Origin of the sequence: Methylobacterium sp. WL19, from assembly GCF_008040005.1 — a bacterium.
Taxonomy (GTDB): domain Bacteria; phylum Pseudomonadota; class Alphaproteobacteria; order Rhizobiales; family Beijerinckiaceae; genus Methylobacterium; species Methylobacterium bullatum.
On record NZ_VRVC01000006.1, the window covers coordinates 25,642 to 50,665 of the forward strand.

21 protein-coding genes are annotated in these 25,024 nt (G+C 66.9%); 14 read left to right on the plus strand and 7 right to left on the minus strand.

Annotated elements, in window-relative coordinates:
• The first annotated feature begins 252 nt into the window (after positions 1–252).
• The 3 genes from gyrB (at position 253) to FV220_RS02640 (ending at position 4,198) form a co-directional block, all read left to right on the plus strand.
• Complete coding sequence (gyrB, locus tag FV220_RS02630; RefSeq protein WP_026175818.1) at positions 253–2,706, plus strand: DNA topoisomerase (ATP-hydrolyzing) subunit B; 2,454 nt, start codon at positions 253–255, stop codon at positions 2,704–2,706.
• A gap of 24 nt (positions 2,707–2,730) precedes the next feature.
• Positions 2,731–3,051: a hypothetical protein gene (locus FV220_RS02635; protein ID WP_238253945.1), complete on the plus strand. Its 321-nt coding sequence runs from the start codon at positions 2,731–2,733 to the stop codon at positions 3,049–3,051.
• A gap of 313 nt (positions 3,052–3,364) precedes the next feature.
• Positions 3,365–4,198, plus strand: coding sequence for a 3-keto-5-aminohexanoate cleavage protein (locus tag FV220_RS02640; RefSeq protein WP_147829500.1), 834 nt, complete (start codon positions 3,365–3,367; stop codon positions 4,196–4,198).
• 68 nt (positions 4,199–4,266) lie between these two features.
• On the opposite strand, the gene FV220_RS02645 is transcribed toward FV220_RS02640, so the two are convergent.
• Positions 4,267–5,523 (minus strand): hemolysin family protein, encoded by a 1,257-nt coding sequence (locus FV220_RS02645; protein WP_056141729.1) that lies wholly within the window; start codon positions 5,521–5,523, stop codon positions 4,267–4,269.
• A gap of 369 nt (positions 5,524–5,892) precedes the next feature.
• A complete protein-coding gene (locus tag FV220_RS02650) occupies positions 5,893–6,090 on the minus strand; it encodes a hypothetical protein (protein WP_018043142.1) in 198 nt (65 codons plus the stop codon).
• A 352-nt stretch (positions 6,091–6,442) separates the two neighbouring features.
• On the opposite strand from FV220_RS02650, the gene FV220_RS02655 reads away from it, so the two are divergent.
• The 3 genes from FV220_RS02655 to FV220_RS02665 all read left to right on the plus strand — a co-directional run bounded on the left by FV220_RS02655 (position 6,443) and on the right by FV220_RS02665 (position 10,190).
• Positions 6,443–6,652 carry a hypothetical protein gene (locus FV220_RS02655; protein WP_018043143.1) on the plus strand — a complete coding sequence of 70 codons (210 nt, stop codon included), beginning with the start codon at positions 6,443–6,445 and terminating at the stop codon, positions 6,650–6,652.
• 294 nt (positions 6,653–6,946) lie between these two features.
• The gene (locus tag FV220_RS02660) at positions 6,947–7,588 is read left to right on the plus strand and encodes a DUF2147 domain-containing protein (protein ID WP_056149106.1); all 642 of its coding nucleotides are present in this window, start codon (positions 6,947–6,949) and stop codon (positions 7,586–7,588) included.
• Between the two features lie 532 nt (positions 7,589–8,120).
• Entirely contained in the window at positions 8,121–10,190 is a 2,070-nt protein-coding gene (locus FV220_RS02665; protein ID WP_246689367.1) for a hypothetical protein, read from the plus strand.
• 445 nt (positions 10,191–10,635) lie between these two features.
• On the opposite strand, the gene FV220_RS02670 is transcribed toward FV220_RS02665, so the two are convergent.
• The 3 genes from FV220_RS02670 to FV220_RS02680 form a co-directional block, all read right to left on the minus strand.
• Positions 10,636–11,235, minus strand: coding sequence for a helix-turn-helix domain-containing protein (locus FV220_RS02670; protein ID WP_246689368.1), 600 nt, complete (start codon positions 11,233–11,235; stop codon positions 10,636–10,638).
• 108 nt (positions 11,236–11,343) lie between these two features.
• On the minus strand, positions 11,344–12,585 hold the full coding sequence (locus tag FV220_RS02675) for a serine hydrolase domain-containing protein (protein ID WP_246689369.1): 1,242 nt from the start codon (positions 12,583–12,585) through the stop codon (positions 11,344–11,346).
• Positions 12,586–12,767: 182 nt separating this feature from the next.
• The gene (locus tag FV220_RS02680) at positions 12,768–13,262 is read right to left on the minus strand and encodes a DUF427 domain-containing protein (RefSeq protein ID WP_147829502.1); all 495 of its coding nucleotides are present in this window, start codon (positions 13,260–13,262) and stop codon (positions 12,768–12,770) included.
• 240 nt (positions 13,263–13,502) lie between these two features.
• On the opposite strand from FV220_RS02680, the gene otsB reads away from it, so the two are divergent.
• Positions 13,503–14,249 carry a trehalose-phosphatase gene (otsB, locus tag FV220_RS02685; protein WP_056149100.1) on the plus strand — a complete coding sequence of 249 codons (747 nt, stop codon included), beginning with the start codon at positions 13,503–13,505 and terminating at the stop codon, positions 14,247–14,249.
• Between the two features lie 126 nt (positions 14,250–14,375).
• On the plus strand, positions 14,376–15,386 hold the full coding sequence (locus FV220_RS02690; protein WP_056149098.1) for a glucokinase: 1,011 nt from the start codon (positions 14,376–14,378) through the stop codon (positions 15,384–15,386).
• Positions 15,387–15,395: 9 nt separating this feature from the next.
• Here the strand turns inward: FV220_RS02690 and FV220_RS25360 are convergent, their stop codons facing one another.
• Together FV220_RS25360 and purD are read right to left on the minus strand one after the other, a co-directional pair.
• Entirely contained in the window at positions 15,396–15,566 is a 171-nt protein-coding gene (locus FV220_RS25360; protein WP_018043150.1) for a hypothetical protein, read from the minus strand.
• Positions 15,567–15,650: 84 nt separating this feature from the next.
• Positions 15,651–16,934: a phosphoribosylamine--glycine ligase gene (gene purD, locus FV220_RS02695; RefSeq protein ID WP_147829504.1), complete on the minus strand. Its 1,284-nt coding sequence runs from the start codon at positions 16,932–16,934 to the stop codon at positions 15,651–15,653.
• A gap of 565 nt (positions 16,935–17,499) precedes the next feature.
• Between purD and xseA the strand changes: the two genes are divergently transcribed.
• The 6 genes from xseA (at position 17,500) to rpsA (ending at position 24,295) form a co-directional block, all read left to right on the plus strand.
• A complete protein-coding gene (xseA, locus tag FV220_RS02700; protein ID WP_147829506.1) occupies positions 17,500–19,140 on the plus strand; it encodes an exodeoxyribonuclease VII large subunit in 1,641 nt (546 codons plus the stop codon).
• 171 nt (positions 19,141–19,311) lie between these two features.
• The gene (locus FV220_RS02705) at positions 19,312–19,539 is read left to right on the plus strand and encodes a DUF4170 domain-containing protein (RefSeq protein ID WP_018043154.1); all 228 of its coding nucleotides are present in this window, start codon (positions 19,312–19,314) and stop codon (positions 19,537–19,539) included.
• 126 nt (positions 19,540–19,665) lie between these two features.
• Positions 19,666–20,610: a ribose-phosphate pyrophosphokinase gene (locus tag FV220_RS02710; RefSeq protein WP_018043155.1), complete on the plus strand. Its 945-nt coding sequence runs from the start codon at positions 19,666–19,668 to the stop codon at positions 20,608–20,610.
• 225 nt (positions 20,611–20,835) lie between these two features.
• Positions 20,836–21,546 (plus strand): DUF1013 domain-containing protein, encoded by a 711-nt coding sequence (locus FV220_RS02715; protein ID WP_018043156.1) that lies wholly within the window; start codon positions 20,836–20,838, stop codon positions 21,544–21,546.
• Between the two features lie 155 nt (positions 21,547–21,701).
• A complete protein-coding gene (locus FV220_RS02720) occupies positions 21,702–22,280 on the plus strand; it encodes a hypothetical protein (RefSeq protein ID WP_147829509.1) in 579 nt (192 codons plus the stop codon).
• Positions 22,281–22,564: 284 nt separating this feature from the next.
• Positions 22,565–24,295 (plus strand): 30S ribosomal protein S1, encoded by a 1,731-nt coding sequence (gene rpsA, locus FV220_RS02725; protein WP_018043158.1) that lies wholly within the window; start codon positions 22,565–22,567, stop codon positions 24,293–24,295.
• The last annotated feature ends 729 nt before the right edge of the window (positions 24,296–25,024 follow it).

Sequence of the window (25,024 nt, forward strand, 5' to 3'; positions counted from 1 at the left end):
ACCCTGCACGGTATGTTTTCGAAAGGGTCGGCGCGACCCTCGACGCAGAGTGAGATTGGGGCGATCTCAAGCTTGGCGGCAAGCCTCCGAGTGGGCGGGAAGACACGGGGACCGCGCGTGCTCATGCGGTGCATTTTCAAGACGCACCGCTTATATATAGCCCACTGAACGAATCGCAGGCGTACCCGGGGACCGAGCCGGGGCACGAAAATCAAGCAAAGACCCGCCTGCCTGGGGAACTTGATGTCCGACATGACCGACGACGACACCTCCCGCAACCTGGCGGCCACGGCCTATGGCGCGGAATCGATCCGCGTGCTCAAGGGCCTGGATGCCGTGCGCAAGCGGCCCGGCATGTATATCGGCGACACCGACGACGGGTCGGGCCTGCATCACATGGTCTACGAGGTGGTGGACAACGCCATCGACGAGGCGCTGGCGGGCCATGCCGACGTCGTCACCTGCACCCTCAATGCCGACGGCTCGGTGACGGTGTCCGACAACGGCCGCGGCATCCCCACCGACATCCACAAGGAGGAGGGGGTCTCGGCCGCCGAGGTCATCATGACCCAGCTTCATGCCGGCGGTAAGTTCGACCAGAATTCCTACAAGGTCTCCGGCGGCCTGCACGGCGTCGGCGTCTCCGTGGTCAACGCCCTGTCGCAATGGCTCCGCCTGCGCATCTGGCGCAACGGCAAGGAGCACGCGATGGAGTTCCGCCACGGCGACGCGGTCTCCCCGCTGGTGGTCGTGGGCGACGGCAACGGACGGCGCGGCACGGAAGTGTCGTTCCTGCCCTCCACCGACACGTTCACGATGATCGAATTCGACTACGCGACGCTGGAGAAGCGCCTGCGCGAACTCGCCTTCCTCAATTCCGGCGTGCGCATCGTCCTCACCGACGCGCGCCATGCCGAGCACAAGCGCGAGGAGCTGTTCTACGAGGGCGGGATCGAGGCTTTCGTGCGCTATCTCGACCGCTCGCGCAAACCGATCGAGGGCATGACGAAGCCGGTCTTCGTGCGGGCCGAGCGCGACAACATCCGCGTCGAGGTGGCGTTGTGGTGGAACGACTCGTTCAACGAGACCGTGCTGCCCTTCACCAACAACATCCCGCAGCGTGACGGCGGCACCCACATGGCGGGCTTCCGCGCCGCCATGACCCGGCAGATCACCGGCTATGCCGAATCCACCGGCATCACCAAGCGCGAGAAGATCACCCTCACCGGCGAGGATTGCCGCGAGGGCCTCACCGCCGTGATCTCGGTGCAGGTGCCCGACCCGAAATTCTCGTCCCAGACCAAGGACAAGCTGGTCTCGTCGGAAGTCCGCCCGGCCGTGGAGAACGTCCTCAACGAGGGCCTCTCCAACTGGCTCGAGGAGAACCCGGCCCAGGCGAAATCCGTGATGGGCAAGGTCATCCTCGCGGCCTCCGCCCGCGAGGCGGCGCGCAAGGCCCGCGAGACCGTGACCCGCAAGGGCGTGCTCGACATCGCCTCCCTGCCCGGCAAGCTCGCCGATTGCCAGGAGCGCGACCCGTCGAAATGCGAGATCCTCCTGGTGGAGGGCGATTCCGCCGGCGGCTCGGCCAAGCAGGGCCGCGACCGCCACTTCCAGGCCGTGCTCCCCCTGCGCGGCAAGATCCTGAACGTCGAGCGCGTGCGGGCGGACCGGATGCTCTCCTCGGCCGAGATCGGCACGCTCATCACGGCGCTCGGCGCCGGCATCGGCCGCTCCTCAACCGACCGCGAGGGCTTCAACCCGGACAAGCTGCGCTATCACCGCATCATCATCATGACCGATGCGGACGTGGACGGCTCCCACATCCGCACCCTGCTGCTGACCTTCTTCTTCCGGCAGATGCCGGAGCTGATCGAGCGCGGCTACGTCTACATCGCCCAGCCGCCGCTCTATAAGGCCGCCAAGGGCAAGACCGCGATCTACCTCAAGGACGAGCGGGCGCTGGAGGATTACCTCATCGATGCCGGCGTCGACGGGGCCGTGCTGCGCCTCGCCTCCGGCGCCGAGTTCGGCGGGCCGCAATTGAAGGTCCTTGTGGAGGAGGCGCGCCAGTTCCGCGGCCTGATGCAGGCGCTGCACACCCGCTACGACCGCGCCACGGTGGAACAGGCGATGATCGCCGGGGCCTTCCGCACCAACGTGGACGAGAACCCCGACGAGGCGACGAAGCGCGCAGCCGAGATCGCCCGGCGCATGGACGTCATCGCCGACGATATCGAGCAGGGCTGGGAAGGCTCCGTCAGCGAAGGCGGCTACGTCCTCAGCCGGACCCTGCGCGGGGTGCGCCAGGTAGTGACCCTCGACGCCTCGCTCATCGCCTCGCAGGAAGCGCGCCGCCTGTCCGACCGGGCCGAGGCCCTGCGCGAGATCTACGGCGAGCCGGTGACCTATGCCCGCAAGGGCGAGGAAACCGTGCTACACGGGCCGGTCGGCCTGTTCGAGGCGGTGATGGCCTTCGGGCGCAAGGGCCTGCAGCTCCAGCGCTACAAGGGGCTCGGCGAGATGAACCCGCAGCAGCTCTGGGAGACGACCCTCGACAGCGAGGTCCGCTCGCTCCTCCAGGTTCGGATCAAGGACACCCAGGATGCCGACGACCTGTTCGTGAAGCTGATGGGCGACGTGGTGGAGCCGCGCCGCGAGTTCATCCAGGAAAACGCCCTCAGCGTCGCCAATCTCGACGTCTGAATGAATGCGGCCGGGAGGGTCGACATGAGCAACATCATCCGTCCGACCTTCGGTCAGCCGCGTCGGCCCGAGCCCGTCAGTGACGACGACCGTGTCGAGGTGACGACGCAGCGCGTCTACGGGGAGGCCGGCGATCACCGCGTCTGCCTCGTGCGCGACGACGACGCGCCCGGCGGGGAGGTCTACAAGGTCGTCGTCGGGCGTCTCGCCGGACAAGAGGTCAGCACCGTGGCGATCCTGCCGGCCACGGCCGAGGGCGAGGTGGATGCCGAGATGGTCGCCCTCGCGATCCTGCGCACGCTGAGCCTCATCGACGAGGACGACGAAACTCCGGGCATCGCCTGACGCCGACGCGGGTTCGCATGGGCAAGTCGGCGATCGACTTTGCTCGGGTCGTTCGTGTGTCGCCGGTTTCAGAATGCAGGACCGGTGACGACGTTTGCGAAACCGGCTCGGGGACGCGGCTTTCCCTCCCCGGTGACACGCCGAACGAGAGCGATCCGATGGCCGATGCCGGGCCGATACCCCTGCCGGAACCGGCCGGTCGCCCACCGCGACATCGAGACGACCCCATCGCACCCTTGTATACTTGGTCGACATCGCGCTGTTCGGCAGGGCCGGAACCGCGTTCTTCGACCTGCCGCGGGAGGACAGAACCATGAGTCGCAACCCCGTCGTCGTCGCCGTGGCGATCACCGGTTCGGTGCCGCGCAAGAAAGACAACCCGGCCGTGCCGGTGACGATCGCGGAGCAGATCGAATCCACGCATCGGGCCTTCGAGGCCGGCGCGACGCTCGCCCATATCCACGTCCGCAACGACGACGAGAGCCCGTCTTCCGACCCGGACAAGTTCGCCGCCGTGCAGGAGGGCCTGCGCAGGCACTGCCCCGGGATGATCGTGCAGTTCTCCACCGGAGGACGCGGGCGCGACCCGGCCGGGCGCGGCCTGTCGCTGAAGCATCGGCCCGACATGGCGTCGCTGTCCACCGGCTCGGTGAACTTCCCCACCATCGTCTACGAGAACCCCGCGAGCCTCGTGACCGCCCTCGCCAGCCAGATGCAAGAATACGGCGTCCGGCCGGAGATCGAGATCTTCGACCTCTCGCACCTGCACGGCGCCAGGCGCCTCGTGGAGGCGGGCCTCATGGACGCGCGCCCGCATGTGCAGTTCGTCATGGGCGTGCAGAACGCCATGCCGGCGGACGAGCGCCTGCTCGACATCCTGCTCGGCGAGATGCGGCGCATCCTGCCCGAGGCGACCTGGACGGCGGCCGGGATCGGCCGCAATCAGGCGGTCGTGATGGAATGGGCCCTGGCGCGCGGGGCCGACGCGGTGCGTACCGGCCTGGAGGACAACATCCGCATCACGAAGGACCGCCTGGCGGCCAGCAACGCCGAACTCGTCGGCCGCGCCGTGGACACGGTGATCCGCCATGGCAGGCGGGTCGCCAGCCCGGCCGAGGCTCGCACCGCCCTCGGGCTGGCGACCTGACGGATGAGCGGCCCGGCTTTTCATCCGGCTGGATGAAGCCGGGGGTCACGTCGGAGGCCGTCGCGAGGTCAGTGCCTCCGGCTGGCGAGCACCTTGTCGATGCGACGCCCGTCCATGTCGACCACCTCGAAGCGCCATCCGCCCGCATCGAAGGCATCGCCGACGCCGGGGATCCGTCCGAGCTGGAAGATGACGTAGCCGGCCAGGGTGGTGAAGTCGTCGCTGTCGGGCGTCTCGGAGAAGGCGAGGCGTTCGAAGGCCTGCCGGGCCGGCATCATGCCGTCGATGAGGAGCGATCCGTCTGCGCGTTCGACGACGTCGGGCTCCTCGCCCACCTCCGGAATGTCGCCCGCAATCGCTTCCAGGAGGTCCGTCTGCGTGACGATGCCCTCCAACGTCCCGTATTCGTCCACCACCACGGCCATGCGCATGGGCTGGCTCTGGAAGGTCTCGAGGACGGCCAGGATGGTCATGCTCTCGTGCACGACGATGGGCGGCTGCGTGGCCACGGCGAGGTCGATCTCCTTGCCGTCGAGGACCTGGTCGAGCAGGTCCTGCTTGCGCACGATGCCGACGAGTTCGTCGACCTCTCCGCGACTGATGACCACCTGAGCGTGGTCGCATTCGCGGATCGCCTTGAGAACCACGTCTCGCGGGTCATCGAGATCGACCCAGAACACCTCGTGGCGTGGGGTCATGATGTCCCGCACCTTTCGCTCCCCGATGGCGAAGATGCGCTCGACGGCCTCCTGTTGAACCTCCCGGATGAGGCCCGCCTCCTGGCTCGCCTGGATCAGCAGGTTGAGTTCGGCCGTCGAGTGAAGGGAGCCCTCGCCATGTCCCGGCTGGAGGCCGCAGAGGCGCAGCACCCCGTTGCCGAGGGCGTTGAGGAAGAGGATCGCAGGGCGGAAGACGAGGAGGAACAGGCTGAGGGGGCGGACCACGGCCAGCGCCGTGCGCTCGCTGCGCTGGAGGGCGAGGCTCTTCGGAGCGAGCTCGCCGAGCACGATGTGCAGGGACGTGATGATGGAAAACGCGACGACGACCGCGACGGTGTGCGAGGCGACCGAGCTGAGCCCGATCGGCAGCCATGTCAGCGCTGGCTCGACGAGGTGAGCGAGGGCGGGTTCGCCGACCCAGCCTAACGCGAGGGACGACAAGGTGATGCCGAACTGCGTCGCGGCGAGATGGGCATCGAGCCGGTCGGTCGCCCGCTGCAGGGCACTCGCATGCGCGCGACGTTCGGTGACGAGTTCCGCGACCCGCGAGCGGCGCACGGAGACGAGGGCAAATTCAGCGGCAACGAAGAACCCGTTCGCGAACACCAGCACCAGGACCGCCACCAGCCCCAGCACGGTCGACCATGCATCTTCGGAAATCGCCGTGACCCTTTTCGAATGAACGGCTTCACTTACCAGCCAAGGGGCGCTCGATCCAAATGGGCGAGGCGGCGGATGCCCAGAACCACGCCCACAGGATCGATGGCCCGACACCATAGCCGGCACTCAAATCGAACGACTCGCTATGTCGTAATGCTCAGTCTTTCCCGACGGATTGCGGCTGATTGTCGGTCGCGCAATGAGGCGTGCATGACGCCGCTCGATATCTGTGTTCGACAGATCGATCAGGCCTGCGCCTCCACGCGATCGACGGCACTCGATGACGTTGCGAAAGCTTGGGACACCCTCGCGTCCTCAGCTCCAGTCGACATCGAGATCCATGGCGCGTTCGAAGGCGGCCGCTTTCATTTCGCGGCCTTTCGGATCGGCCACGCAGATATCCTTGAAGCCCCGGCCTGCCAGCTCCCAGGTTTTCTCCAGAGCTTGATCAGCGGTGCCGCACGCGAAAACCAGCGCGCGTCCGGCGTGATCGTTTGCCTTAACTTTGTACAAGATCGGTCTCCGAGCCGTTCGCTGCCCGTTATACGCGAGCGAGGGGCATCGGGCGAGAGAGCCGGACGACGTTCTAGGGTCCACGGGCCGGCACGAACCGGCCGGGCCGGAGCCGCTTTGGCCTGAACGGCCTGTCGGTCCACGCATGTCTCGTTTGACGAGAGCCGTTGGTCGACATCCCCAAACGCGAGTGCTCACGACACGCCTCGCGGTCCTGTCCCACGCGCCGAGCCGCCGGATCGAGCCGCATGACACCCTTGACCTCAGTCTGGAGTTATTCTAATTAAGAACCACGCGGATGGCGGGGCTCGGCAGGCCTCCTGCCCCTGAACCGGATCATTGGGAGAGACACATGGCACACATCACCAGCGCGGCCTGCGAGAGCTGCCGCTTCTTCGACGATCACAAGATCAATGGCGGTCAGTCGGCCGGCGACGAAGGTCTCTGCCGCTATAACCCGCCGGTGAGCCAGCCCGAGCCGAAGTCGCCGGGCCTGTGGCCGGTGGTGGCGTCCAAGGATTGGTGCGGTCACTTCACCTCCGACATGACGGCGGCCGAGTAAGCCAGCCTTCCTCGTCGGTGGCGGGATCGGGGCCGGTGCGTGAGCACCGGCCCTTTTTCATGCGGCATCTTCTTCGGCGAGACACGCCGACCCTCACGAAGAATTCTCTCGCGGCTTGCGCGAAATCCGTTAGGACGCCGTGAGCCGGTCATGATCCGGTCACGTTCGCATCCGAAGCCGGGGCCTTCAGACGAGGGGCGGCTCCCGCCACCGCGCGCTCGACCACGCGCCCCGGACGGGCGGACGGCATGGGCGCGGACAGCGGCGTTTCGGGGCGGGTTAAGGATGTTCTTGATGACGTATCGACCCATTTCGGCCGTGGCCGGGCGCCTCCTGGCGCCGGTGGCCGGTCTTGCGCTCAGCGCGATGTCCGGCCTCGCCATGGCTGCTCCGAACGATCCGAGCGGAACCTGGCTCACCGAGGACGGTCGGGCTCGCGTCCGTCTCGAGAAATGCGGCGCGAAGAACGATCACCTGTGCGGCTACGTCGTCTGGCTGAAGGTGCCGCTGAACGACAAGGGCCAGCCCCGGATCGACTTCAAGAACCCCGACCCGAAGAAGCAGGCCCGCCCTTCGCTCGGCCACCAGCTCGTCATGGGCATCAAGCCCAACGCCGAGAACCATTACGAAGGCAAGATCTACAACGCCGAGGACGGGTCGTTCTACGACGTGACGATCTGGAGCGAGAAGCCCGGCGAACTCACCGTGCGCGGCTGCATGCTGCGCTTCATGTGCATGTCGCAGGCCTGGACCAAGGTCACCGATACGGCGCCGGGACAGATCACCGGACCGACCAACGGCCCGGGCGGTCCCCGCTCCGATCCGGAATGGGCGCCCAAGCCCACGCCGGCCGCCACGGGGACCGGTGCCCCTGCCGCGCCCTCCACGAAACCGGCCGCGCCGGCACCGAAGCCCGCGGCCAAGCCCGCCGAGTAGGGTACCGGACCGCCCCGTTCGATCCGGGGCGGAGCTCGTCGGACCTCCCGGCGACCGCTTCGATCCCATCCCGCCTTGCCGGACCGGACGCGCGGCCCTCGACGACGACGCCAGCCGTAAGTCCGCGACGATGCGCGCGTGGCTGGCACGTCCCGCCCACTGAACCATCCCATTCCCATGCGGCCTCGGCCATCCGGTTCGACGTCGCCGAGGGCGTCTTCTCCGCGCCCGGTTCGACCGCTTCCACCGCCTGACCGTCCGCCACGACCGCCCGCCGAACCGGAGATCATCCGGATCGGACGGCTCCGTCAGCCGGTTCGAACGCCTCGCATCCGCGCCACGTCCAGGGACACGACCCGTCCAGTGGGGAACGACCGTACCGAGCCGGCTCATTCCGGTCGGCCGCTGTCGCAGACGGACAAACGTTGAGTGCGCCGCAGGCTCGACGTAAACTCTGCTTGTCAAAGGCACCGTTCGACCCCTGAAGATGGGGAAATGGATGCACGATCATTGCGGAGACCCAGGTCGATCCATGACATTTAGCCTGAAAGCCCTCGTCGTCCTCGCAATGTCCGCAACGGTATCGGGGGAGGCCAAAGCATTCGATGCCGGCTTCTTCAAGGGGAGCCACGTTTGCGACGGCGTGTCGACGCTGGACGATTGGGAATTCAGACCCGAAGGCTCGGCTTTCGACGTCTTCTTTCGCAAGACGAACGCGTCTTCTTTCCAAAAGCTGGAATTGCTCGCTCAGGACACGGAGGGTGGTCTCATCCGGGTGGACAGACGCGGCCGACCTTGGGTGGCGGTGCGATTCGGGCAGAACGGCAACAGCCTCCAGGGTCGCTGGCTCACCGGCCAGGGCAAGCCGCAGGCCGATTGCGAGCCGTTCACGCTCGCTCGGAGCGAGAGCGTGAAGGCCCGCATCGATCGCCTCTTCGGCCTGCTCGGCGAGGCCCGTCCCTCCGTCGACACGGCGCGGGCCGTCGCCGGGGAGCAGCAGACGCTTCCCCCCTTCGACCTTTTGCCGGACCTCGACCAGCAAGCCTATCGTCAGCGCTACGCCGAGGCTGCGCCGACCTTCTGGAGGCGCTTCTACGACGCCGAGCGCAAGCGGCTCGCGGAGCTTCCCGTCGATCCGCCGGCCGCCCGCTCTCAGGTCGTCGCAGAGATGCGCGCGGCGACCAGCCCCGCTCTGGCGCCCGATGGGTCGCTCGACCGCAACGGGGCAGCCCGCCAGGCTGCCCTGGAGTTCCTGCGCATCGTCGCCGACCGCCTCGCGGCGAGCGGGCAACCGCTCGAGGCCCTGCCGGGGGATACCGTGTGCGAGCGAATCGCGACGTTCGGCTATCTCGACATCGAGCGGCTCGAATGGGCGGTGGGTCTGCCGGTCGAATACTGGGACCGTCCCTTCACGGAGGACCTCCTCCGGAAAGCCCAGTCCTGCAAGGACGGCAGGACCGTCGTCCGGCTGCTGTCTCAATCCTATCCCGACATCGAGAAGCGCCGGAAGGCCGCCCTCTGGCTGCGCGAGCAGCAGGAGCGCATGCTCGCCCTTCCCCTGACCCTGACGTCGTTCCGTGAGACGAACGGGTTGCAGCTCGGCGGGGACGAGCTTCGCCGAAACGGCGTGACGCGGATGGCCCATGACCGCTTCCTCGGAGCCCCGCTCGACCCCCGTCGCACCGAGATGGAACAGGCCGCCGCTCGGGAGCTTCAGGAGGTGTTCGGCGGCGACAGCCTCAAGAGCCTCCCCCTCAACGAGGCTCGCTCGCAATGCGACCGGCTCGTCGGCACGCAATGGGGCAACGAGGCCCTGTCGCGCCTCTACAAGACCTGCACCGGAATCGCGGAAGACTACGTGGCGAAAAGCGTCCGGCAGGTCTTCCAGGAGCAGGCCGGGCGGATCGAGGCCGCACCGATGACTTTCGCAGGGCTGGAGGCCAACGACTGGTTCCTGATGGGCACGGGCGATGTGCGCGGGATCTATCCGCCGACGGCCCTCGTGACGGAGTTCAACGGCAAGGTCGCCGACGCCCGGGCCGAGGCCGTCCGCATTGCGACGGGCGAAGTCGACAAGGCCTTCGCGTCCGCCGATCCCCGATCGGACGCCCCGGCGTCGCCCCTCCTGCAATGCGGGCGCGGCATGATTCCGTCGCATGAAAGTCTCAGGCCCCTCGCTCAGGCCTGCCGGGAGGGAAGCCGCGCCTTGACCGCCCGGCGCGACGAGCTCCGGTGCCAGGAAGCCCTCAAGGCGTCCGGTGGCGGCTCCGGCCTGCTGGAAGCCGCGATCAGGCCGAAGGCCGCAGCGGGCAACAGCTTCCGGGTCCGTCAGCTCGTCTGCGAAGCGGCCAGGCAGAAGGTCACGGTCACCTTCCCCACCTCCGGCATGCTGTGGTGGTCCAAGCAATATGTCGAGGCGCGGCTCCCGGCCGAGCGAGGCCGCGACCAGGTGCGCTCCCTGCGCTGGCTCATCGAGCCGGTCGCCGATGCGAAGGGCGAATGGGCGATCTCCAGGCTCGAATCCAAGACAGGGGAGGTGACGCTGCCCTTCCCCGAAGACAGCCTGCTGCCCTGCCTCGCGCGGCAAAGCCTCTGCCGCTGACATCGAGACGGCCGTCCGCGGATCGCGGACGGCCCGAGGCCGTGACGGGTGTTAGGCCGGTAGTCGGTTAGTCCGAAATTTGGCGGGGTTTACTCGACCTTGGAGCAGTCGAGCGACCGAGGCATGATAGCCCTATGAGCGATGAACCGACACCGACTTGACGCGAAGTAATGCGCGTCATCTACAAGGCCAACAGCAGCGACAAGGACGCTTGCGTCAATGCCTATGCACAGGCGGAACGCAACGGCCTCGCGCCTCGCAAGAATAACACTTTGAAGTGGGACGCAGATAAGTACGCGTCCGAACTCTGGCGAAGCGCCAGATGAGCCCCGCCATGACCACTCGGGTATCAGATCGCCTTTGGGAAATAAGCGATATTGTGGCACTGGTCGAGGCAGCTGACAACAAGCCCGCCAAACGAGGGCCTTATAAAAAAGACAGCTGTCTAGTCTTCTAAATCCCTAATAGCGCCTTTTACATTAAGAAGGGCGTGCTTTCCAAGAAATTTAATCAATATCGTTTCAATTTTTAAGCACAGTTCCGGATCGGGTATTTCCAAAAACGCGCCTCTCACAACGAGCGGTTCTTTGAACCAGAAACGCGTCTGGTGATCTTTTACGCGAGCACGAACGTTGGCTTTCGACATTCCGACATAGACCGGACGATCTGTAGTGTCGTAAAAAACGTATACGCCGCCAGCTTGGGGGATGGTCTGAAGATCACTGGGCGTAAAATCCGACCATGATAACCCGGGAACTGCTGCAGCCTCCTTCTCGATTTGTATTTCTACTTCAGCAGGAATAACCTCGTTTAGAGCCTGTGCGAGCTTAGCTCTTGTCTCAGGCCGAGGAGACTGGGTTTTACCATTTACGATGTTCCATATGCCCGCGTATGATATGCCGGTCCGAGCCGCCAACTCGGGTATCGACACCTTTTGTTTGTGCATATTACCTTTTAGCCAATCGCTAAAAGTTGATTCTTCTTCATAAATCACGTCATCCTGAGGCATTTCCTTAGAAGACATGTCGTCCCACGATGCGGTCATTTTAATGCTTTCGGCGTTCTGACGTTGCCCGTTTAGTAACCGCCAGCCAGTGTGTCATTAATTTCAAACAGCCTCACTACCAAGTCGACACATAGCTTGACGCCCCCGTCACTCCACCAGGGCGGCGTAAGTCAGCACCCGCAATTCCCGCCTGATCGGCAGGGCCGAGGAGGGGATGAGCTGGGCCAGCATCACCACGGCGAGGTCTTCGGCCGGGTCGATCCAGAACGAGGTGCTCGCCAAGCCTCCCCAGGCGACCTCGCCGGGGGTGCCGACGATCTGTGCCCGCGCCGGGTCGAGCATGACCGAGAAGCCGAGCCCGAAGCCGATTCCCGTATAGGACGACTCCGAAAAGCGCGCCTGACCCATCGAGGCGAGGTCGCCGCCCAGATGGTTCATCAGCATCAGCTCCACCGTCTTGCGGCCGAGGAGCCGAACGCCGTCGAGGGCGCCGCGCCCGAGGATGAAGCGGCAGAAGCGCATGTAGTCCGACGCGGTCGAGACGAGGCCGCCCCCGCCGGAGGCGATCGCGGGTTTTGAGGCGAAGCGGCTTCCCACCGCGTCGTCGTAGAGCTTGAGGCTGCGATCGCGGAACAGGCTGTAATTGGCCGCCAGCCGGGACACCTTGTCGGCGGGCACGTGGAAATCCGTGTCGACCATGCCGAGCGGGTCGATCACCCTCGTTTTCAGGAAATCGCCGAAATCCTGGCCCGACACCACCGCGACGAGATGGCCGAGGAGGTCGGTGGCGACGCTGTAGTTCCATTCCGCGCCGGGCTGGGCGAGGAGGGGCTGGCGCGCCAGCCGGGCGACCACCTCGGCGAGGCTCGCATCCTGGTTCTCGCCGAAATCGACGCCGTTCTGCCGGTAGAGGGCATCGACGAGGGTCGCCTCCATGAAGCCGTAGGTGAAGCCCGCCGTATGGGTGAGGCAGTCGCGGATGGTGATCGGCCGCTCGGCCGGCACGGTCTCGGCCTTCACCCGGTTGCCGCCGGTGAAAACCCGCATGTCGGTAAATTCGGGCAGGAAGCGGGTGATCGGGTCGTCGAGCTGGAAGCGCCCCTCCTCGTAGAGCATCATCACCGCCACCGAGGTCAGCGGCTTCGTCATCGAGTAGATGCGGGTGATCGTATCGGCGGCAAACGGCGTCGCGCGGGCGATGTCGGCGAGACCATGGGCGCGGAAGAAGGCCGTCTCGCCCCGCCGCGACAGCATCACCGAGAGGCCGGCGAGCTTGCCCTCGGCCACCAGCCTGCGCATCCAGCCATCGACCCGCTCGAGCCGCTCGGGGCAGAGGCCGAGGGTTTTGGGGTCGGTGACGGGCAAGTCCTGAACCGGGGTGTCCTGCATGCGCGCCTCTCCGTCTTCACCGCCCTCGGGCGGCCGTCTCGTCGAACCTGACCCCGGCCTTTAGAGCATCGTTCGGCGCCATGGGTACCGGTATTTGCCGGCTGTCGGTCAAACGCCGAAGGGCCGTCGCATGACGCATCGAAGGGCCGTCGCGTGGCGCGTGAAAGCGCGGGACGTGGCGCTCACCAGCCCATGCTGCCCGGCCCGCCCTTGAACGGGCCGACGATCTCCGGCGTGATCCAGCCGCCATAAAATCCGCCGGGCTGCGGCTCGACTCTCACGTCATCGACGAAACAGGCCTCCATCGCCCCGGCATAAAAGGCGACGAAACCGGCAATGGCCGTGAAATCCGGTGTGGGCGCCGGGTAGGCCCAGGCCGCGCCCGGTGCCCGATGGCCGCCGGCCACGACATCGAAGAGAACGGCGCGGCCCTTCCATTCGCAGATCCCCGCCATGGTGGGCGGCCCGAGCACGCCGTCGGCCACATCGCCGGGGGGCAGGTAATAGGTCGGCGGGTGGCTGGTCTCCAGCACGCGGTACCCGGCCACCGTGTCGGCGACGGTGGCACCGGCGAAGACCACGCGCAGGCGCCGGGCCACGCGCTCCAACCGAGGCGGGCGGGGATAATCCCACACGCTTTCCTGGCCGGGACCGCAGGGCAGGGGGGTCGGGTGCATCGGAATCATCCAATTTCTAATTTTTATCAATGGTTTGCCGGGAGAACACCCTCCCGGAACCGGGAGGCCGTTTTCGCGACGCGGGTCGGCGCGGAGGCGATATTCGAGACACGGCGTTTGCGCGTGGCGCGGGCCATGCTAGCCCGGCTCGCGACGCGGACGATAGACATTCGGCCGCTCCGATGGACGGCCGTCTCGGTGAGCCGGCCATCCCGAGCCAGACACCCTGGGACACTGCCTGTGACGGATTTCGCCCTCTTTCTCGACTTCGACGGCACCCTGGTGGAGATCGCTCCGCGCCCGGACCAGGTGGTGGTGCCCCAAGAGCTCGCGCCCGCGCTCCTGCGCTTGCGGGACCGGCTCGGCGGGGCGCTCGCCATCGTCACCGGCCGCCCCATCGCGGTGATCGACGACTTCCTCTCGCCCGCCAGGTTCGATGTCGCCGGGCTTCACGGGGTCGAGCGGCGGGTCGACGGGGTGGTGTCGGGAGGCAGCGCCGAGGATCATCCCGCCCTGCGCGCCCGCATCGCGGGGTTGAAGGACGCCGTGCGCGACCTCGAATCCGTGCTGATCGAGGACAAAGGCGCTTCCGTCGCGGTGCATTGGCGCCTCGCCACGCCCACCGACGCCGCGAAGGCCGAGGAGGCCGTGAAGGCGGCCGCTTCCGATCTCGGCGCCGATTACCGGCTGCAGCTGGGCAAGGCGGTCGGCGAGATCGTCCCGGCCTCGGCCACCAAGGGCCATGCCATCCGCGCCCTGTCCGAGGCGCCGCCCTATGCCGGCCGCCGCGCGATGTTCCTGGGCGACGACCTCACCGACGAGAAGGCCTTCGCCGTGGTGAACGAGGAGGGCGGGGTCAGCGTCCGCATCGGCGGCAGCGACACCATCGCCACGCGGCGCCTCACCGATCCCGATGCGGTGCGCGCGCTGATCTATGCCTGGGCCGATGGCGCGCCGATCGACCCCGACGCCCTGCCGCCCGCCTGAGGGCGCGACCGGCCGCGATCTCGCATCGGGGCCGGTGCCGCAGACCAGACCGTGACGCCCCGCACCCGCCTCGAGGGCGGGCGAGATGTGAAACCCCGGATTCCAGCGCGAAGGACAACCGCACGCATGTTCGAGTTCCCGGTCCTCGTCGGCGATATCGGCGGCACCAATGCCCGCTTCGCACTCGTGCCGGAGGCGGGCGCCGGGGCGGAGATCGTCGGCCATGTCCCGACCAACGCCTTCCCCGACCCGAGCGCCGCGATCCGCTCCGTTCTCGAAAAGTATGACGGACCGGCCCCGCGCTCGACGATCCTGGCGGTCGCCGCCCGGATCGATGGCCCCGCCGTCCGTCTCACCAATGCGAACTGGATCATCGAAGGCGCGCGGATCGGCGGTGATTTCGGCCTCTCGCGGGCGGTGGTCGTCAACGATTACGTCCCCGTCGCCGCCGGCGCCGTGGATATCGCCCCCACCGACCTGACGCCGATCGGCCCTTATCGCGATGGCGGGCTGAAGGGCGACCAGGGGACGAGGCTCGTCCTCGGCCCCGGAACCGGGTTCGGCGCAGCGGCCGTGATCGCTTACGCGGATCATCTCGCCATCGTCTCCACGGAGGCCGGCCATGTGGATTTCGGCCCCGCCGATGCGGCCGAGGAGGAGATCTGGCGGCATGTTGAGCGTATCGAGGGGCGGGTGACGGTGGAGGCGCTGCTCTCGGGACCCGGCCTCGCGCGGCTCTACAAGGCGATCCATCTCGCGCGAACCGGGCGGGAGGCGGCGGATGCCGAGCCCGCCAAAGTGACCGATACGGGTATCGACGGCAGCGACCCGGTTGCGGCCGAGGCCGTCACCCTGTTCGCCAAACTGCTCGGACGGGTCTGCGGCGACCTCGCCCTGACCTTCCTCGCCACGGGCGGCGTCTATATCGGCGGCGGCATCGCCCCGCGGATCCTGCCCATCCTGAAGAAGGGCGATTTCAGGCGGTCCTTCGAGCACAAGCCGCCCTTCGTCACGCAGATGGAGGCGATCCCCACCAGCGTGATCTCGGTTCAGGACCCGGCCTTTTCCGGTCTCGCCGCCCTGGCCAACCGGCCAGGGGTGTTCGTCTATCACGGGCAAGTCTGGACCAAGGACTGAACCGGGCGGCTACTCGTCCGAGTCGTTGTCGACGTTCTGCTCCGCCTCGTCGTAGGTGTAGCCTTCGAGCCAGTCGGCGCTGTTCTGCGATCCGGCGGGGTAGGGGTTGGACCCATCCGGCTGGCCCGCGATCTTGGCGGCCTTGCCCTCTTCCATTACGGTCTTCGAGACGTAGCCCATCGGTCGATTCCTCCGCGCCGGCGCAATACCGGCCGTCACCGAGCAAGATGAGCGGGCGCCCGCAATTTCAAGGGCGCGGCGTCGTCAGATGCCGTCCCCCGCCACTTCGCGGGCCACGGCCCGCCGACCGATGTCCCGGCGGCAGAAGCCCTCGGGCCAGTCGATCCGCGACACCGCCGCATAGGCGCGGGCCTGGGCCTCCATCATGCTGTCGCCAATGGCCGTCACCGCCAGCACCCGGCCGCCATCGGCGACGATGCGGCCATTCTCCGCCCGCGTGCCGGCCTGGAACACGATGACCGCGTTGCTGGCGCCGGCTTCGGCGATCCCCCGGATCGTCGAACCGCGCATCACCGCGCCGGGGTAACCGGCCGCCGCCATCACCACGGTCAGGGCCGCGCGATGCGCGTCGAATTGCAGCGCGATGCCGGTGACGTCGCCCTCGCAGGCGGCGAGCAGGGCCGGCACCAGATCGGAGGCGAGACGGGGCATCAGCACCTGCGCCTCGGGATCGCCGAAGCGGGTGTTGTACTCGATGAGCTTCGGGCCATCGGCCGTCAGCATCAGGCCGGCATAGAGGATGCCGGTGAAGGGTGTCCCGCGCTCCCGCATCCCGGCGAGTGTCGGGGCGATGATCGTGTCCATCACCTCCCGTTCGAGGGCGGGCGTCAGGATGGTGGCCGGGGAATAGGCGCCCATGCCACCGGTATTCGGGCCGCGATCCCCGTCGAACACGCGCTTATGGTCCTGCGCCGTCCCGATCGGCACCGCGTTCGTGCCGTCGCAGAGGGCGAAGAAGCTCGCCTCCTCGCCGAACAGGCATTCCTCGATGACGATCTCGGCGCCCGGCTCGCCGAGCATGGAGCGGACCGCGCTCTCGGCCTGCTCCAGGGTCTCCGCCACCACGACGCCCTTGCCGGCGGCGAGCCCATCGGCCTTCACCACGATGGGCGCACCGGATTGCGCCAGATAGGCGAGGGCGGCGTCCCGCTCGGTAAAGCGAGCGAAGGCGGCGGTCGGGATGCCGCGCTCGGCGCAGAGATCCTTGGTGAAGCCCTTCGAGCCTTCGAGCTGCGCCGCCGCCCTGGTCGGCCCGAAGGCGCGGATGCCCGCCGCCTGGAGATCGTCCACGAGGCCCGCCACGAGGGGCGCCTCGGGCCCGACCACCACGAGGCCGATCTCGGCGGTCTCACAGAACCGCCTCACCGCCTCATGGTCGGTGAGCGCGAGATCGGGACGGTTCTCGCCGTATTCGGCCGTACCCGGATTGCCCGGGGCCGTGAACAGGCGGGAGCAGAGCGGGCTCTTGGCGATGGCGTAAGCCAGGGCATGTTCGCGTCCGCCGGAGCCGATGAGGAGGATGTTCATAAGTCACGCTTCGAAAGACGCAGAAGGCATGCCGGGATGCCGGAGCCGGCGCGGGTGGCCAGGTAGCGAACGGTCGGTCCGAAACATAGCATCCTCGAAGGCCCGCAGCGCAGGGCGGCGGGCCTTCCCGCACAGGGTTTCCCCCGAAAAGCGAGAGATGGACAGTCTTCCCGCGAGGCAGGCGCTCACGGAGGCCCTGGCGCGCCGTTCGCATCGATGCTCTAATTACCGCTTCCGACCTCACGCAATCGATGGCCGTCGCAGGAACGATACGGGCCGTCTGCGGGTTGAACATCGTCATGCCAGGATGTCGCCACTCCACTGCTCTCCCGATCGTCCCGCAAACCGGGTCGGGCCTGCGTTTGTCGCAGTTCCTCGTGAGTGGCCGACCCTCGGTGAGACCCGTCAACGACAACCGTCCCCCGCACATCCCGGGCTTCTGGCCCTGGGCGCTCGCCATCGGCATCGCTCCCGTGCTGTCGGGCATCCTCCTGCTGGCTCTGATGTTCTGACCGACCACGACGGGGTTTACCCGCGTGCCGACCCGGCCTAGCGTCCCCGCGCCATGGCCCTCGTTCCTCCCCCTGTTTCAAATCCTGCCGCCCCGACACCGGCCGTCTCCAACGCGCCGGAATGGTCGGTGGGGGACCTCGCCTCGGCCCTGAAACGGACGCTGGAAGACGCGTTCGGCCATGTCCGGCTGCGCGGCGAAATCTCCGGCTATCGCGGCCAGCACGGTTCCGGACACGCGTATTTCTCGCTCAAAGACGGCACCGCCCGCATCGACGCTGTGGTGTGGAAGGGAACCTTCAACCGCCTGCGCCAGCGCCCCCAGGAGGGGCTGGAGGTCGTCGCCACCGGGCGCATCACGACTTTTGCCGGCAAGTCGTCCTACCAGATCGTCGTCGAGAGCCTCGAACCGGCCGGGATCGGTGCCTGGATGGCCTTGCTGGAGGAGCGCAAGCGCGTCCTCTCGGCGGAAGGCCTGTTTGCCGCGGATCTCAAGCGCGCCATTCCCTATCTCCCGCGGGTCGTCGGAGTGGTGACCTCGCCCACCGGCGCCGTCATCCGGGACATCCTTCACCGGCTGGAAGACCGTTTCCCCCGGCCGGTCCTGGTCTGGCCCGTGCGCGTCCAGGGGGAGGGGGCGGCCGAAGAGATCGCCGCCGCCATCCGCGGCTTCAACGCGCTCCCGCCGGACGGCGCGATCCCAAGGCCGGACGTGCTCATCGTCGCGCGGGGCGGCGGCTCGATCGAGGATCTATGGGCGTTCAACGAGGAGATCGTGGTCCGCGCCGCCTCGGAGAGCACCATCCCCCTGATCTCGGCGGTGGGCCACGAGACCGACACCACCCTCATCGATTTCGTCTCGGATCGCCGCGCACCGACGCCGACGGGCGCCGCCGAGATGGCCGTGCCGGTCCGCGCCGATCTCGTCGCCGAGATCCGCGACCTCGGCCACCGCCAGGGCGAAGCCGTCCGGCGCAAGCTCGACCGCGAAGGCTCCGACCTGCGCGCGCTCCTGCGTGCCATGCCGGGAGCGGATGCCTTCCTCGCGGGAAAACGCCAACGCCTCGACCTCGCCGAGGCCCGGCTCATGCCCGCGCTGGCCGGCAATGCGCGCGATCACCGGGCGCGGTTCGGTCGCCTGCTCGATCGGCTCGGGCGGCACCCGCCGGGATTGCGGCTGGCTCAGGCGCGCGGCCGCCTCGCCCTCGTCGCGGACCGCCCTCGTTCCGCCTTGCAGAACTATGCGACACGTAAAAGCGAGGCGCTAGGCTATCTCGGCCGGCGCCTCGTCGTCGCCCGCGAACAGACCCTCGTCCGTGCCCGCACGGAGACCGCCCGTCGCTTCGAGCGCCTGGGCGCCCTCGATACCCGGCTCGACCAGGCAATCCGCCGCCTGATCGAGCGGCGGAGCGACAGGCTCGGCAATTTCGCGGCACTCCTCGGCACGCTGAGCTACCGCGCCGTCCTCGCGCGCGGCTTCGCCCTGGTCCGCGACGAGGACGGAGCCCCGATCCGCGCCGCCGCCTCGGTGACGCCGGGCCAGCGGCTGGGCCTCGAATTCGCGGACGGCACGCGGTTCGCCCGGTCCGAGGCCGCAGACGATACGGCGCCCGGCGGGGAGGGGCCGCCGAAGCGCAAGCGGCAGCCGCGAAAGCCGGCGGAAGCCCCGCCTCAGCAATCCCTGTTCGAACTGTGAGTCCCGTGGCCGGCGCATGGCGGGGCCGTGACTCTTGGCCCGGCGGATGCTTGCCGACATGCGGCATCTCGCTTCGCGTCGCGAACACCGCTAAAGCGCGGCGCCGAATGTCGGCCCGCACCCTCGATCCCACCCCGTGCCAGCGGCCCCACGGCCTGCCAAGGAGAGACGATGACCACCACGATCGATAGCGGACAGAAGCTGCATCTCGTCTTCGGCGGCGAGCTCGAGAACCTCGAAGGCATCAACTTCCGCGATGTGAAGGGGCTCGACATCGTCGGAATCTTTCCAGACTATGCCTCCGCGCAGAGCGCCTGGAAATCCAAGGCGCAGGCCACCGTCGACAGCGCTCAGACGCGCTATTTCATCGTCCACCTCCATCGCCTGTTGGAGCCGTGATCTGTGCAGGGCAGCCCTCAATGATCGGTGAAGGCATTGTGACACCGGGTCGGGGGCTGTAAGGGGTGCCGCGCCGAGGGGCCGGTATCCGGCGCGGCGCAGGAATCGAGAGATGAAGACGGCGGCATGAAGTCCTCGATCAAGATCATCGCTGGAAATTCCAGCCGTCCGCTGGCGGAGGCGATCTCCGCCTATCTCGAGCTTCCCCTGGCCAAGTGCATGGTCCGCCGCTTCGCGGACATGGAGATCTTCGTCGAACTCCAGGAGAACGTCCGCGGCGAGGACGTCTTCATCGTGCAGTCGACCTCCTTCCCCGCCAACGATCACCTGATGGAACTGCTCATCATGATCGACGCGGCGCGGCGCTCTTCGGCGCGGCGCATTACGGCGGTGATCCCCTATTTCGGCTATGCCCGGCAGGACCGGCGCACCTCCGGCCGCACCCCGATCTCGGCCAAGCTCGTGGCCAACCTCATCACCGAGGCCGGCGCCGACCGGGTGATGACCCTCGATCTCCATGCGGGGCAGATCCAGGGCTTCTTCGACATTCCCACCGACAACCTCTTCGCCGCCCCGGTGATCGTGCGCGACATCAAGGAACGACTAGACCCGAAGGAATGGATGGTGGTCTCCCCCGATGTGGGCGGCGTGGTCCGCGCCCGCGCCATCGCCAAGCGCATCGACGCGACGTTGGCCATCGTCGACAAGCGCCGCGAGCGCCCGGGTGAATCGGAGGTCATGAACATCATCGGCGAGGTCGAGGGTCGGTCCTGCATCCTCGTCGACGACATCGTCGATTCCGGCGGCACCCTGGTGAACGCGGCCGAGGCCCTGCTCAACGCCGGCGCCAAGGACGTGTCGGCCTACATCACCCACGGCGTGCTTTCGGGCGGCGCGGTCTCCCGCATCGCCGCCTCGCGGATGAAGGAATTGGTGATCACCGATTCGATCCAGCCGACGCAGGCGGTCAAGCTCGCCCGAAATATCCGCGTTGCCACCATCGCTCCGCTCCTCGGCGAGGCCATCGGCCGGACCGCGACGGAATCGAGCGTCTCGAGCCTGTTCGTCTGACGGTCGACGCCGCACGGCTGCCAATCGACGGGGGAGAGCGGGCGTATCCGGCCGTCCATCGTCGACGACCGGACGTGAAGGCAATTGCGCGCCCTCCGGCAGCCGCCTATATACGCTGATCCCCTTTTGAGAGCGTGAGACGGGACTTCCGGATCGACTGATCCGGAGCCTGCGGACCGATGCCCGGCGCCGCCCGTTCCCCCGCTAACGTCGGAGCCACAGAGCATGTCCCAAGGTCCGCTGATGCCGAAGGCGACCGCCGTCTGGCTGGTCGAGAACACGTCCCTCGCCTTCGAGCAGATCGCCGATTTCTGCAAGCTGCACCCCCTCGAAGTGAAGGGCATCGCCGATGGCGAAGTCGCGGCGGGGATCAAGGGCCTCGACCCGATCACCACCGGGCAGCTCACCCGCGACGAGATCGAGAAGGCGCAGAAGGCCCCCAACTACAAGCTCAAGGTGGCTGTTTCGAAGGTGAAGCTGCCCGAGGTCAAGCGCACCACCAAGGGTCCGCGCTACACCCCGCTGTCGCGCCGTCAGGATCGGCCGAACGCCATCCTCTGGCTGCTGCGCAATCATCCCGAGCTCAAGGACGCGCAGGTCATCCGCCTCGTCGGCACCACCAAGTCGACGATCCAGCAGATCCGTGAGCGGACCCACTGGAATTCCGGCTCGCTGCAGCCGATGGACCCGGTGACCCTCGGCCTCTGCACGCAGATCGACCTCGATTTCGAAGTCCAGCGCGCTGCCAAGGACCGCCCGGCGGTCTTGCCGACCGATGCCGGCGCGACCCTGCTGCCCACCGAAGTCTCCACGGCCGGCAATTTCGAGGAAGCCGACGAGCATCACCGCAACGAGCGCGACGAGAAGCTCAACGCGGATTCGGTCTTCGCCAAGCTCAAGGGCATGCGCAGCACCGAGGACGAAGACGAGGAATAATCGTCGCGTCGAGCGTCCGCCAACCGACAGACATACTACCGGAGGCGCCGCTGTTGCGGCGCCTTTGTCGTGTTGGTGCGCTGCATGATCGCCAAGCATGAGAAAATGCGCAATATTGATCTCCCTCGATTGCCGGGGACACTTTTACGGGGCGAATGATGGCCTCTCACGAGACGGCACACAACGTGGCGGAATACGAGCCGGGCGGCCACACGATCGGGTCCGACATGCTGGCCACGGGAACCGGCCCCGATACGGCGGCTCGCGACGCCGATCCGCGACTGGGGGCATCGGAACCGGTGACGCTGGCCGAATCACTGATGAATGAGGAAGGCTGGAGCCTGCTCAACTTCAGCGAGGCCGGGCCGAATCCGCCCTATCTGCGCATCGGAGGCAAGCTCCGGATGACGCTGACGGAATACGAGCCGTGTTTCTCGTCCCATATCCGCGACCGCATCCTGTTCCGATCCAAGGTCTCGATGGTTGAGCACCTCCGGAAATACGATCAGATGATGATCGATCCCCTGGCCTTCGAGGAATGTTTCGGCCCCGGTCAGGGTACCGACGCGACATTCCCCTTCGGCGCGTGGCTGACGATCCGCAAGGTCGGCTTTTCCGGCATCGAACTCTGGGACAAGGGCCGCGGCGACGTGGAGATGCCGATCGAGGCGCTCTCGGTCGCCTCCGCGATCTGGCTGCGCCACGCCGATACGCCGCGCTGGATGCTTACGTGAACGCATCCTCCCGCGCGGATCGCAAGCGTTCTGTTGCCGAAACGGACGCGATCGGTTATGGCAGCGCCGTCCTCCCTTCGGATTCGACTGTGCGCGGGCTTTTCGTCCCGCCATCGACCCGTTGGGGAATGGCCCTCGACCATTGTTCCAGATTGCGTCGGCCCTCCTGCGGGGGGTGAGCCTGTCGAGTCCTCCAGGGGGCGCGCGGGCGGCGATCGCCGAGGGTGCCCCGTCACACGAACCGCCGACGCCGGCCTCGATCATGAGGCCTGTCAGGAGACAGAATGACCGCTGGTAGCGCCCTGCAGCGTAACCCGAGCCGCGACGACTTCGCGGCTCTCCTCGAGGAGAGCTTCCTCGAGCACGAGATCACCGAAGGTTCCGTCGTCAAGGGTCGCGTCGTCGCGATCGAGAAGGACGTGGCCGTCATCGACATCGGCGCCAAGACGGAAGGCCGTGTCGCCCTCAAGGAATTCAACGGCCCCGGCCGCGAAGGCGAACTCGCCGTCGGCGACGAGGTCGAGGTCTATGTCGACCGCATCGAGAACGCGCTCGGCGAAGCCGTCATCTCGCGCGACAAGGCGCGCCGCGAGGAGAGCTGGGTCAAGCTCGAGAAGGCCTTCGAGGCCAACGAGCGCGTCACCGGCGCGATCTTCAACCAGGTCAAGGGCGGCTACACCGTCGATCTCGACGGCGCCGTGGCGTTCCTGCCGCGCTCGCAGGTGGACATCCGTCCCGTCCGCGACGTCACCCCGCTGCTGGGCACCCCGCAGCCGTTCCAGATCCTCAAGATGGATCGCCGCCGCGGCAACATCGTCGTGTCGCGCCGCACCGTCCTCGAAGAGAGCCGCGCCGAGCAGCGCTCCGAGCTCGTGGCCAACCTCGAAGAGGGTCAGGTCATCGACGGCGTCGTCAAGAACATCACCGAGTACGGCGCCTTCGTCGATCTCGGCGGCATCGACGGCCTGCTCCACGTCACCGACATGGCGTGGCGCCGCGTGAACCATCCGTCCGAGGTCGTGACCATCGGCCAGACGGTCAAGGTCAAGATCATCAAGATCAACCACGAGACCCACCGCATCTCGCTCGGCATCAAGCAGCTGCTCGCCGATCCGTGGGAGGGCATCGCCCAGCGCTACCCGGTCGACGCCAAGCTCAAGGGCCGTGTCACCAACATCACCGATTACGGCGCCTTCGTGGAGCTGGAGCCGGGCATCGAAGGCCTGATCCACGTCTCCGAGATGTCTTGGACGAAGAAGAACGTTCATCCGGGCAAGATCGTCTCCACCTCGCAGGAAGTGGAAGTGCAGATCCTCGAAGTCGATCCCGTCAAGCGCCGCATCTCGCTCGGCCTCAAGCAGACCCTCCAGAACCCCTGGGAGGCCTTCGCCGAGCAGCATCCGGTCGGCTCCGAGGTCGAGGGTGAGGTCAAGAACAAGACCGAGTTCGGTCTGTTCATCGGTCTCGACGGCGACGTCGACGGCATGGTCCACCTGTCGGATCTCGACTGGAACCGTCCCGGCGAGCAGGTCATCGAGGAGTTCAAGAAGGGCGACATGCTGCGCGCCCAGGTTCTCGACGTCGACGTCGAGAAGGAGCGCATCTCGCTCGGCGTGAAGCAGCTCGGCGGCGACCCCTTCACGGAGGCCGGCGAGTTCAAGAAGGGTCAGATCGTGACCTGCGAAGTGCTGGAAGTGAAGGATTCGGGCGTCGAGGTGAAGATCGTCGACACCGACCTCTCCACCTTCATCCGCCGGGCCGAGCTGGCTCGTGACCGTGGCGATCAGCGCCCCGAGCGCTTCGCCGCCGGCGAGAAGTTCGATGCCCGCGTGATCCAGTTCGATCGCAAGGCGCGTCGGGTCCAGCTCTCGATCAAGGCCCTGGAAATGGCCGAGGAGAAGGAGGCGATGGCCCAGTTCGGCTCCGCCGATTCCGGCGCCTCCCTCGGCGAGATCCTCGGTGCCGCCTTCAAGAAGGCCCGCACCAGCGACGACAAGGACGACGCGCAGGACTAAATCCGGCGCCGACATCAACGGTCGCCGACTCCCTGGAGTCGGTGATCGCATCCTGAACGCCCGCGTGGGATCGCCTCCCGCGCGGGCGTTTCTTTGTCTCGACACGCTCTCTCTAGAGCGGACTCGCCCTGACATGCCGGTTTCAAAACCCGGCATTTGAACGGATTGCGGCGAGCCACAGATTGTTGCCCTCCGGGCCATCGTCTAGGAGACGGGCACCGAGGGATCGGCTCGAACTGAAAACGCCACGGTTCGAGACATCGCCGGTACGGGACGGGATTCCGGAGCGGCAGCCCGGATGGGACATTCGGGCCGCACGACGATCAGCTGAAACAGCCCTGGCACTTCGCGGATGGCAGCCGCCGATGCCCTTCGCACCGGCTCGTCTCGTTCAGGGCCGAGTTGCCCATGCGGAATCCTCTCGGACATGGAAACATAGCCGAAGTCCCGAGGCGTCGTATCGACCTCTCATCTGTAAATGTTCCAGAGAGAAAGTCAGAACGTCCAATCGCACCACCGGACTGACAAATAATAGCTGGAAGACTACTGCCGACCCCTTTACCGACCGGGATCGGCGAGGCATCGATCCGGCAGACTGGTCAATCCAGCACACCGGGCAAGAATGCCCTCTGGGAAGAAGCGCTCCTCCGATCCTCTCGATCCGATGCCCTGGGCGGACAGCCGTCCGATGAGGGTCCTTCGGACGTGTTCCGCAGAACGAGGTATGGC